The organism is Brevibacillus nigriterrae (assembly GCF_049846925.1).
GTDB lineage: Bacteria > Bacillota > Bacilli > Brevibacillales > Brevibacillaceae > Brevibacillus_H.
Genome location: NZ_JBNCMT010000005.1, coordinates 158,403 through 170,880, shown reverse-complemented (window position 1 = coordinate 170,880; position 12,478 = coordinate 158,403). Strand labels below are relative to the sequence as shown.

Annotated in this window: 8 protein-coding genes; all 8 read left to right on the top strand. The window is 42.7% G+C overall.

Translation table 11 applies throughout. From position 1 onward, the window contains the following. Position 1 precedes the first annotated feature (1 nt). The 8 genes from ACPW7N_RS05710 to ACPW7N_RS05675 all read left to right on the top strand — a co-directional run bounded on the left by ACPW7N_RS05710 (position 2) and on the right by ACPW7N_RS05675 (position 12,456). Positions 2–982, top strand: coding sequence for a flagellar hook-basal body protein (locus tag ACPW7N_RS05710; RefSeq protein WP_425650067.1), 981 nt, complete (start codon positions 2–4; stop codon positions 980–982). Between the two features lie 15 nt (positions 983–997). Further along, entirely contained in the window at positions 998–1,873 is an 876-nt protein-coding gene (locus ACPW7N_RS05705) for a flagellar hook-basal body protein (protein ID WP_425650066.1), read from the top strand. A 25-nt stretch (positions 1,874–1,898) separates the two neighbouring features. Next, positions 1,899–2,144, top strand: coding sequence for a DNA-directed RNA polymerase subunit beta (locus tag ACPW7N_RS05700; RefSeq protein WP_425650065.1), 246 nt, complete (start codon positions 1,899–1,901; stop codon positions 2,142–2,144). A gap of 147 nt (positions 2,145–2,291) precedes the next feature. Further along, positions 2,292–2,825, top strand: coding sequence for a CDP-diacylglycerol--glycerol-3-phosphate 3-phosphatidyltransferase (gene pgsA, locus ACPW7N_RS05695; protein ID WP_425650064.1), 534 nt, complete (start codon positions 2,292–2,294; stop codon positions 2,823–2,825). 176 nt (positions 2,826–3,001) lie between these two features. Beyond that, the gene (fabZ, locus tag ACPW7N_RS05690) at positions 3,002–3,442 is read left to right on the top strand and encodes a 3-hydroxyacyl-ACP dehydratase FabZ (RefSeq protein WP_425650063.1); all 441 of its coding nucleotides are present in this window, start codon (positions 3,002–3,004) and stop codon (positions 3,440–3,442) included. Between the two features lie 166 nt (positions 3,443–3,608). Continuing rightward, positions 3,609–4,331 (top strand): WecB/TagA/CpsF family glycosyltransferase, encoded by a 723-nt coding sequence (locus ACPW7N_RS05685; RefSeq protein WP_425650062.1) that lies wholly within the window; start codon positions 3,609–3,611, stop codon positions 4,329–4,331. Between the two features lie 53 nt (positions 4,332–4,384). After that, a complete protein-coding gene (locus ACPW7N_RS05680) occupies positions 4,385–5,491 on the top strand; it encodes a glycosyltransferase family 4 protein (protein ID WP_425650061.1) in 1,107 nt (368 codons plus the stop codon). 212 nt (positions 5,492–5,703) lie between these two features. After that, positions 5,704–12,456: an S-layer homology domain-containing protein gene (locus ACPW7N_RS05675; protein WP_425650060.1), complete on the top strand. Its 6,753-nt coding sequence runs from the start codon at positions 5,704–5,706 to the stop codon at positions 12,454–12,456. Positions 12,457–12,478: the final 22 nt, after the last annotated feature.

The following is a 12,478-nucleotide window of genomic DNA, read 5'->3' as shown; positions in this document are numbered from 1 at the left end:
AATGATTAGAGGCTTGTATACTGCGGCTTCAGGCATGCTTGCCATGCAGCGCCGTCAGGAAACATTAGCTAACAATCTAGCCAATGTGAATACTCCAGGTTATAAAGAGGACGAGGGAGTTATTCGTTCGTTTCCTGAGCAGCTTCTTTCACGAATTCGTGATAAGGAAGGCCCGGATATACAGGGATGGCCTTCCATGCCGGGACAACCTGTGCCAATCGGTCGTTTACATACAGGGGCGTACATGCCGGAAGCGCTAGCTATTTTTTCACAGGGTGATATTGAAGAGACAAAACAGCCATATGACTTGGCGTTAACAGATAATTTACCGGTTGATCCGAATAATCCGCTCATTGTAAATGGTAAAGAAGTAAAGCCACGCCTCTTTTTTGCTGTTGCCAAAGCGGAGGACACAGTGAATCCAGTCGACCAAGCGGATATACGATATACACGCAACGGTAGCTTTATGGTGAATCCAGAAGGGTTTCTGGTTACCTCAGACGGTTATAACGTGCTGGATGACAGAGGAATTGCAATTTCAGTAAATAATGTAGACTTTCGTGGTGACGGATCAACTGTTAACTTTGGCAACAAGGTGAAGATAACAGAGACCGGTGCCATCTTCGTTCCAGACCCGGATACAGAGGGTGAACCACTTATTCAATTGGCATATTTGAATGGCGAGCCTGCTCGAGTAGGACTCAAAGTAATTGCTAATCCGTACGAGCTCGTCCGGGAAGGGAACAACCTGTATCGTTATGGCGGACAAGACGTACCGCCGAATGTGGATGACAACCCAGAGTACAATGGATTCTTTGCCGTTCGTCAGGGCTGGGTAGAGAGAGCCAATATTGATCCATCCAAAACCATGACAGACATGATGAGCGTAGTTCGTGCCTATGAAGCAAACCAGCGTGTCATCTCAACGATTGACCAAACTCTTGGTAAAGCTGTAAATGAAATTGGCCGTGTCGGTGGCTAGAAGGAGAGGGACTAATTGATACAATCACTGAATATTTCCAGGTCAGCACTACGAACCATGCAGCAAGCGATTGACAATACCTCCAACAACATGGCTAACATCGATACGTATGGGTACAAGCGCAAAAGTGTTACGTTTTCTGAGTTGTTGTCTGATCGAATGAAAGAACAACCATATACGGATGCACAGCGCCGTACAACTGCCGAAGGGTTGCGGATCGGTAGTGGTGTAAAGCTTGGCCACACAAAACTTGATATGGCTCAAGGGTCAGCTAAAATTACTGAAATCCCTTCTGATCTGATGATCGAAGGAGATGGCTTTTTTATGGTGAGTCATCGTATTCTGGATAACAATGGAATTCTCCAGAAAGAAGAGTACCGATTGACAAGAGATGGTGCTTTCCGTCTAACGAATTCGGAAGCGGACCCAGAGGCTTTTTATAATTTAGTCACTGCTTCAGGAGATGTACTGGTAGATGACCGTGGGATTGCGATCGAGATTCCAAAAGACCAGAAGTTCAAGATCGAGCCGGATGGAAGTATTTCACTTGATGGAGATCGTGACAGCGGGTTGCGCATTCCACTATGGGAAGTGCCAAACGCTGACAAGTTTGTTCAAGCAGGGAATAATGAATTTCTCTTAGAGCTTCCAGAAGGAGAAACCAACCCAGGGAATGTGTTCAGCGTATTAAATGACCCGAATCGTCCTGAATACAACTTTAACAAGACTCCCCCTACGATTCGCCAGGGAGCCTTGGAAATGTCCAACGTGAGTTTGCAGGATGAAATGTCCCAGTTGGTTGTGATTCAACGGGCATTCCAGCTTAACTCACGGGCTGTTGGGATTGCTGATCAGATGATGGGAATTGCCAATTCCATTCGCAGTAGTTAATTACGGATAGACGGAGGAGACTCTCATGGACCAGGTAGAAGGGCGTAGTTTCTCTTCTCAGGAGGAAGAAGAACAGCATTCTTTTAAGGGCGGCGGCAAGCCTTGGATGATCACGGTAGCCAAGCTATTGTTGATTCCTTTTCTTCTGTTCGCATCACTTACTGTAGGGTTGGCGATTGGATACAGTGTGCTAGGGAAGCAGCCTGTTTCTGAGATTTTTAGCGTCCAAACCTACAAGCACATGTATGATCTGATATTCACCGGCAAATAATGAAATGAACATTCCTGAGCTCTTTTGGTTCCAAAGGGGCTCTTTTCTTTTTCCAACTTTAGTTAAATCTTGTTGATGCTTTTGGAAACTAGAGAGTATAATACAAAAAGCAGTCTTTTTCGGCAGAATTAGATGGAGGGATAAATGGTGAATATACCGAATTCGCTAACTGTCTTTCGCATCATGTTAATCCCGATCTACCTGTATATATTCTTTTCACCATTCCCTTATCATGTAGAGATTTCTTTCTTCATTTTGATACTCGCTGGAATCACTGACATCGTCGATGGATATATCGCACGAAAATACAAGTTGGTAACAGAATTCGGAAAAATGATGGATCCCTTGGCAGACAAATTAATGATGCTCACCGTGATCACTTCATTTTTTATCACTGAACGCATCAGTTTATGGGCGCTCTTATTCTTTTTTGTTCGTGATGTGGGTATGATTGTAACATCTGCATTTTTTCACTTTCGTGGCAAGAAAACGGTTCCAGCAAATGCATTCGGCAAATTGACGACAGTCTTGTTTTACATCGTCTTCACGCTGATCATGTTCCAGTATCCAAATGGAGAAACAGCACTTTGGGTGGTAATCGCCTTTTCGTTCGTGACGAGTGCCATTTATCTGGTCAAAGTTCGCCTGCTAAACAGGGTTCTCGATCAAAAAGAAGTGTAAAAGTCCAGATAATGAATAGGGAAGAGCACTTCTCAAACAGAAGTGCTCCTATATCTTAATCCCGTTCCCGCTCTTTTGTGAGTGATAGGAATAGGAATTATCTATAGGGTAAGTTGAAGTTGACTTGTTCATGCACGCCATATTAAGGATAAGACAATTGAAAGGGAGTTAGTCAAATGGACGCAACCACTACTACGCTGGATATTAATCAAATCATGGAAATTCTTCCACATCGCTATCCGTTTTTGCTAGTTGACCGTATCACTGACTTGCAGGTTGGAAAACGTGCAGTAGGGATTAAAAATGTTACCATGAACGAACCGTTTTTTCAGGGTCATTTTCCACAGTATCCGGTAATGCCTGGCGTACTCATTGTAGAAGCACTTGCACAAGTAGGTGGAGTAGCTGTTCTCAGTGTGGAAGAGAACAAAGGAAAGCTCGCTTTGTTCGCTGGGATCGACGATTTCCGTTTCAAGGAACAGGTGAAACCAGGCGATCAACTGGAGCTGGAGGTAGAACTGACAAGACTTCGTGGTTCTATTGGCAAAGGACATGCTGTAGCTCGTGTGGCAGGCAAGGTTGTTGCTGAAGGAGATATGCTTTTCGCTATTCAATAAGTGCGAATAAACACATTCTGATTTCTTCCAAATGTTAGGGATTTGCCAGAACAAGAGGAATTTGTCTTGAATGTGTTTTTCTTTTGGAGTAGAATTGCTTACGGTGAAACAATTTTGTACTTTTTCACGTCTGAGACGGTAACGAGGGTGGAGGCATACGAAAACGATGAATGTCGTACGAATTCTCGGTGTTCCGTTTACTACAAACGGCTTTACTGAGACGGTAACAGACTTGGCAACCAGAATACAGGATGGAGAGCGCACCCATGTAGTGACAGCTAATCCCGAAATTGTCATGGTTGCTAACGAGGATCAACGATTTCGAGCCATAGTGGAACAAGCCTATATCGTCCCGGATGGTATTGGAATCGTATACGCCGCTAAAATTTTAAATTACCCGATTACGGAACGTGTCACTGGAATTGAATTATTGGAAGCGCTGATGGAAAAAGCAAACACACGGAAGTGGAAGGTTTTTCTACTAGGTGCAGCACCTGAAGTGAACCAACGTGCAGCCAAAGAGTTAGCCGCAAGATACCCTGAAGCACAGATCGTGGGTGCAATTGACGGGTATTTCCGTGCAGAAGAAGAGATAGAGATTTTTGACCAAATAGCTGCAAGCAAGGCAGATATCCTGTTCGTGGCAATGGGAGCGCCGAAGTCGGATTTCCTGATCTCGAATTATTGGGATCGCCTCGGTGTGAAGCTTGCCATGGGTGTAGGTGGAAGTTTTGATGTCCTGGCTGGGACAGTGAAGCGGGCGCCTGAAATCTGGCAACGCCTGCATCTAGAGTGGTTGTATCGCTTGCTAAAGCAACCATCTCGATGGAAAAGACAGTTAGCTATACCTCGGTTTATTCTTGCAGTCTTTAGACAAAAACGTTTGTAGGGTCACTGCCTGCCAGCGAAAGCTCGGGAGGGAATAGAGAGAGGGGAACCGGAATGGTGGTTAAATTTATCCTTGGACTCTTAACTGCGATGGTCATCGCGTTCATAGCAACACCGTTTGTGAAGCGATTGGCCGAAAAAATAGGCGCAGTAGATTCCCCGGATCATCGTAAGGTACATACGAGAATCATGCCACGCATGGGTGGATTGGCCATTTATATCGGCTATGTGGTGTCGTTTTTCTTGTTTGTTCCATATCTCAATAAAACAGAAATGCTTGGTATTTTCTTTGGTGGAACCATTGTATTAATTGTCGGGATGTTAGACGATAAACTACAACTTTCGCCAAAGTGGAAATTGATTGGTCAATTGATCGGGACAGCACTTGTAGCAATCCCGTTTGGCTTAAAAATTGGAGTTGTTAATCTGCCGTTTGGTGGAAGTCTTGACTTTTCACATGGATGGCTTGCCTTACTGGCGATTCCGATCACCATGTTCTGGATCGTCGGGGTGACCAATGCTGTCAACCTGATTGATGGGCTGGATGGCTTGTCTGCTGGTGTATCTGCTATTGCAACAGCTACGATGGCGGTTATGGCATTGATTAAGCAAGATTACACGGTAGCCATGTACTGCTTTGTACTATTGGGTGCAACGCTTGGATTCTTATATTTCAACTTTCACCCTGCACGCATTTTCATGGGCGACACAGGTGCGTTATTCCTCGGGTTCAATTTGGCAGCATTATCTGTCATGGGCTTTAAAGAAGCACTGTTCGTTTCGTTTATTATTCCAATTGTCGTTCTTGGTGTGCCGCTGTGGGATACATTTTTTGCGATTATTCGCCGTATTATCAACAAAACGCCAATTTCTGCACCAGATAAGGGGCATCTTCACCACTGCTTGTTGAAAATTGGTTTGTCTCACCGCACAGCAGTCCTGGTAATCTACAGCATTAGCATTTTCTTTGGGCTGACTGCTATTCTCCTGACGAAGGCGAATGAAACTGTAATCCTGTCCATCGTTATTCTAAGTGTTCTACTCTTCGTCATTCATATGGTTAGTGAGGTCATTGGTTTAATCGGGAGAAAGCATCGTCCCGTCATTAATACCTACCGCCGCATCAAGGTGAAGTACAACACAGCACGTAGAAGCAACTAGGAGACTGTTGAAGCGCCCAACCAACCAGACGTAAGAAAGCCACTTCGAATCTGAAAGTGGCTTTTTTTGTTGGGAAATGCTGTGTTTTCCCCGAAAAAATTGTCAGTTCAAGTCGAGCTTGTACTAACACCGATGCAATGTTTTGCCGATAACAGAAAAAGAGAACGTGTAATTTGTCAAATTGACACAGAAAATATTTTAGGAGGGGAAACATGGTTAGAAAAGCGTTAATGGTGATGCTAGCCTTCGTAATGGTGGTTGGCACTCTCGTCACTTCGTTTCCTATGGGGATAGCGTACGCCGAGAACTATATTGATTTCGACAACCAACAATTGAACAACTCAACACTAACCAATCCTTATGAGCATAACAGCTCCAAGGTTGATATGGATGCAACGCTCAACAATGTTGACGGTGCTAGTATCAACTATACAGTTGAGCAAATTGTTGACGCGAATGTAAATCCGCCACGTGTCGATCAGTCGACTTCTAGTACAAGAGCTGGTATTTTGGTCAATGGTTCCAAGATGACGATTGTGGGTTTAAGACTGTTTGCCGGTTTAAACCGTATCACATTCACTGGTAACAGTGGTGGAGCAACAATAACCCAAACAATCTATGTAAGTTATATAGATGCTCCTACATTGAGTAATTTAACGATTTTTGGTGGAACAAGTGGCAAAGAGCTTAGAATCAGGGACAAGTCGGATACGATTGTAACACCTGACTATGTTAGCCATATTGCTAGAGGAACAATCTTTATCAAAGGTACAGCGCCAAACGTTAATCAAGTAACAGTTAACGTTATTGATGTTACTACTGGAAACAGATCAGGGATTACAGTTTCTGTTTCTTCGACGGATTCCAGTTTTATCACTTCTGGATTGAACTTGGTTCAAGGGAAAAATCGTTTGCAATTTATCTTGCAAAATGATGACCAATATTCAGAAACCTATCGTGATTTGGTTTATTACAACGGAGATATTACCTTCTACAATGAAGAATTGACATTGATGTATGATAACAACGGTGACGGTGTGATTGATAATAATACGGTTGATCCCGGTGAGACAAAATCACAGTCAATGCGTAATTATTCTCCATTTAATGTTTTCAAGGGCCCTATTGGAATGGCTACAGTTGACAACCGTGACAAAGTAAAACTACAAGGTCGCGTAATCGTGCCAAACAATTACAGTGCAGACCAGGTTCCCCTTCGTGTGAACGCCATTTATATGAAGGCGAAGGATTTCGTTGCATCTGGAACAATCACAAATGATGTAGATGAAAAAGAGCAAATTGTAATTGAGTTCAATAAAGCTGTTGATAACAATGGTAGTAATTATACTGCTGAAGATATCAACAAGATGATGCGTTTCTATTATGTAAAAAATGAAAACCCTGGCTCAGTGACTGGTAAAGTGATAGAGATTCCTGCATTGGATACAAAGGATCCTTCGAACAGTAACCAGTCCTATGGTGAATGGGATGCGACAAGTAAAGTATTTACAATTACCCTTGGCTCTGCCGATGTTCAAAAATTCCGTAGTGCTTGGTCAAACACATCATTAACACCAAGCAGCACAACAGTAAACAAACCGTTTGTGTTGTTCAAACAGAATCTTGCAGCTCAAGATGGATCACCAGGTATTGGTGCTGCTTTGACTCTTGATGAAAATCCTACAGGTTACGATGAACTGGTAATTCGCAGTGATGAATCACCATTAGCCAGAGGTGATGTTCTATTAGTTGGTTCTGGTATTGATGCGAGTAGTTTTGATGCAGTTACGAATGCAAATTCCAATAAACGATGGGCATTATATGGAGAAGCAACCATACTAAACCCATCAATGAAACGTGAACAAATTCATGTTGTGGGTATGCCTGATACTACAGTTGCAGAGAATGCCCGTATCGTAGATGCAAAATTATGGGCAAACGAAACAGCAACTGGTGTATTAGATGCTGCGGGTGTTCCAACAAGTCAAGTTGAGATCTCCGTTGCTCCAACGTCAATAAATGCAGATAACTCTTATACAGTTGTCATGCGACGCCAAGATGGTACGCCAATCGCGTCAACACTTGGTCTGGCTGCAGGTGATCTCGTAAAATTCGGTTCTACCTATGCGATTATTGCTCAGACTCCTTCACCTACAGGAAGTTCATTGAAGGTGTATGCTCCATTGGGTACAACCTTTACTTTAGGAGATGATTTATTTAAGATTTCCTACACTCCTAAAGCTGGTGCAGAATCGTTAGGCGATGATACGGGACGCACAATTGGCGTTCAGAAAATTAATTCCACTTTCAACGGTACGGTTACACAAGCGAATGCTAGACTTTCCCTAAACGTTGGAAGTGAAGGTAATGTTGTGCGTTTTAATGCAGATACCATCTCTTCTGGTCATTTGCTGGAAATTGGTGGTGAGTATGTTATTTCTGGATTACCATATGCCTCCGCTGATGGAGTAACGAATAGCCAATTGGGTGATTCGACAACGAATACATCAGTGTCGATGCTTCCGGTGATCGGCCTTTCTGGAAAAGTACTTTCCAATGATACAGTGGTTAAAAAGCTGGCTATAGCCGCACCTGATCATTTTATCTACACTCCTGCAGCTGTACCGGTTGTTGTTGATACTGATCAACGCGTCGGAATGGATGGGAAAATCAGATTAAAAATTGAATCAGCAAATTTCACCTCAACAAATAAAGTAAAACGAAATGAACTGATTCAGATATCGGATGGTGCAAGCACCTTTTATGCAATTGCAACAGAAGAGGTAACTACTACAACATCGATGGTAAATTTAATTGCACCACCGAATGCATTAATTAAAGATGGTATGACTGTGAGAAAGCTTCTTGCAGCCTCTACCTTCTCCCCAATCGTAAATAGCGGAGGAAAACCTGTAACTGTCAAAGGGCAACTCGGTCTAGGCGCACCAGGCAGCCTTAGCACACCAACAGGAAATGTGAGCTTTATGCCAGGCAATCTGGGCTACTTCGTTGCTGGTTCATTTGACAGTACACAGCCATCTATTATCAAGTCTACGATTGTAGCCAACAGTCTTGGCACTTATAAAGTAGATGAAGAGGAAACAGTTGAGGTTTACTTCCAAGATCCAAAAGGCGATTTAAGAAGATCTCCAAGCAGTGTAACTAGTAACATCGTTGTAGAGGGTAAATATGGTTCAACCAGTGCAAATGGTTATCGAGCGACTCTCTCTCAACTTGGATTACAAACCAGTTTGAGCTGGCCTGGCAACCCAGGGAATAATCCAATGATGAAGGTAAGAATTGAAACCAAGGGTGATCCATTCTTTGAAGACTATGGCTATATTTCATTGAACGGTTTATACCCAATGACAACCAGTGGCGCAACGATGCCAGTAAATAACTTGCCGGTTACTGGAGCATTGGGGGGCACAGATACCCGATATGCGATGGTACTGGTAGGGAATACTTTCGACGGGGACTCTCGTTCTCCAAAACCAGACGTTAATAACCTTATTGGTTCAGTGTTAGACGCAAATTTTGAGGCTATTGATGATAATGGTGTTGTACCTAATTACGAAGCAAAGCTTCTTTTCCGAGATGCAACTACACGTAATGTCCTTGTCACATTGGATCATGTCAAATTGAGAGTGATCAAAGGCGAGAGCTATAAAGAATCAGAACCATATTATGTATTCCAGTTTGAATCTTATAACCCTGATACGGTTACACCAGGTGGTTTCCTTCCATCCATTGCAAGAGACTTTAACACCAAGTATCTTGTTGAAGTAAGTGCAATTAATACCACCCTGTCACCAGCGGATTATCAAGGGACGCAAGAAGGAGAGCTGAGCTATAGCTTGGAGTTGCCGAACAGACCATCATTGTTCGATATTAACTTCCTGGCTAAGCCCCAGGTAGGAAGTACGATTACACAAGCTGATCTGCTAAATATGGGAGCATCTTCTTCTTCATCTAAGTTTTCAAAGCTAACTGATAATACAACCATTTACAACACACCTTTTGCGATTGAATATCAGGTAATTGATCCATCAAAAGATGACCTTAATTCTGGTCAAGGAGATCTGTATACAGATGTTTCCAAAAACCAGGGGGCAACTCCTACACCTTTGGCTACTGATCCACCAAACAACTTTGATATTCAAATTACATCAACCAGCCCAAGTGGTGAAACTGTTGATTTAACGAGTTATAACTCTAGTTCACCTAGCTCTTCCAATGTTATTAAGTATCTGCAATCTTATGCGACCGGTTCGGCTCATGGTGATGCAAAAGCAGCATATGATGTTTACAATTCATCAAAAGACGTTACAGGTGACAACCGTAAAGACGATGTCAAACGAATTGTGCTCATGCTCAAGGAGCTTCCATTTAGCGGTACACAGACCTTGAAATTCACGTTTACCTATAAAAATGGAAGCACGACGGGATCCTACACAATTGAACGTACCATCAATTATGTATCTGGTGCGTATGTAAACTTTGACACGATGTACGATGGACAAGTGATCAATCGTGATACTACGGAAGCTAAGACTGTTTTAATTAACGACATTGTTGTGAGGGCATTGGGTAAATTACGAGGGGATCTTCGCAACGTTGATTTGAAAGATCCTGCTGTATTTACCATGGGTGACGTGAATCAAAAACTGTATCTGTATGTGAATAACTTTGAAGTTGCCCTGCAACAAGAAAGTGTAACCAAACCAAATCGTTTTATTGTAGATGAATCCAAAACATCCTTTGAAACCATTTATGATCAACTGAAAGCAGGGGAGAATAAAATCGTTTTCCTCTACAAATCAAATGGTCCAAACTCTCAGGATAAAGATATCTACAAAAAAGAACTGGTGATCCGAATCAGTTCCACCAACATTCCTGAGCTGCCGGCTAAGGACAAGGATATCTATCCATATCCAGTCGAGTTTAATCTCCCTAAAAAGGATGCCAAACGCTTCCCGGGAGCTGACGGAATTTACTCAACAGAAGAGAAAAAGTTGAATGTTTATGGTTCTTTCGACTTCCTGGACTTAGGAACGAATCGTTCCGTCATTGAAAGCAAGTTATCTACTCTGCTTTCTGGTACTACACCGTTAGCATCGAATTATATTTTAGAAATTAAACGAAACGACGGTTTAGTCTGGACATGGGACTTAACCAAACGATTTGCCGATGACGCAGGTAACACGTATAACAGCGGCTCAAATATTACACCATCTGGACTAGCTGTGAAGTATGTAAGAAGTACACAGAATTTCGAATTTGTAATTTCGAATCAGGAAATGCCGAAAGATGGCACAGAGCTTGTATATTCCATTCGAGTTTACAACGCAGGTTTCTCTGGTCCGTATGCAGCGAAAAACCTTGAGATTTCTTCCAAAGTCATGCCTTACACGATCCTTCGTCCAACGAAGCAAGAACTAGCTGGATCAATCAATCGTAACTACCTAGAAGTAGTAATCGAAGCCAAGGGCGCTGATTCTGTATTAGTTGATAAAGTGCAGGCAAAGCAAATTGACTTTGACGAAGATAATGATGGTGACAAAGAGTATAAAGACGTATTCAAAGCCGTTATTATGAATCTCAAGCCAAACAAAAAGAACACGATCAAATTCACAATTACTAAAGGCACAGAGAAAACTACTGGTCAGTTTGACATCATGTATGCGCAAGACAATATTCCGGGAGCTCAATGGATGGAGCCAATGAAAGCTTCACACTCCGTATTCAGCGGGGCAGTTCAGGTGACCTTCCCGAAAGATACGTATTTGCGCCGCATGGATCCGAAGAGTCCAAATAAATATAAGACTCAGGTATACGCAGACCATTCTCTGTTATTTGGTATAGCAAACCCAGATGATGGGGTAGTCGACCGTTATGATTATCAGAAAGTGCCTTCCAGCTTCCGAACAGACGTAAGCTTAGGCAAGCAATTGCTACAGGCATCCTTTGACCGTCAGCACTTTATTTTAATCAGTCCGATGTACTGGGTTGACGGTGGACTGGCTGATGATGACGATACGGAAAACTACGATGACGTGAAAGAAGGCTTTTTACCTCATCAACTACCATCTTCTGACTTGCCAAACTTCAACAAACGCCAAGATGATTTGATGGTTGTACCAACTCAACGTGGAAAAATAAAATTGAACTACGATAAGAGCGTCGTAGCAGATGCTTCAATGTGGATTACAGTATTCCGTTTTGATCCGGATGAGAAGACTTGGACCAATGTCGGGGGAGTTGTAGATCCGCAAAAGAGACAAGTAACTGCTAACTTTGATCGATTTGGTTACTATATGGTAGCCAAGATGTCTAACTCGTTTAACGATATTTCTCAGCATTCATATGCACGAAACCATACAGAAGCCATTTATGTAAAAGGAATCTTGAAACCGAAAAGGGATAATGAGTTCGGTGTAGATTCAAACATTACTCGTGGTGAGTTTGCAGCAATGATTGTTCGAGCACTTCAAGTACCGTTAAACTTTGATCCAGATCATTTAAACTTTGACGACGTACCACTGGCGTATACAGCAGATAGCTTATACGACTACCGCTACATCGAAACAGCAGCCAACATGGGTATTCTCCGTGGAACAACACCTCGAGTGTTCGAGCCGGATAAGCCAATCACCCGTGAAGATGCATCCGTCATTCTTTCTCGTGCTCTCCAGTTCAAGCAAGATACGGACCCTGCGAAAGTAACCAAGGATCTGCAAAAGCTGTTCAAGGATTACAACCTGATCTCTTCTTACAGCCGGGCAGCAGTTCTCGCTATCGCCAAGAAAAAATATGTAAATGGTTCGCCAATCGATGAGAAAGATCCGAAAAAGGGATACATCTTTGAGCCAAGCGCATATCTGCTTCGTGGTGATGCTTCGATCATCATGGCAAACATCATGAAAGATCTCAAAACACTACCAGCAATTCAGGCAGTTCGCTAAATAAAGACGAATTAAACACAAA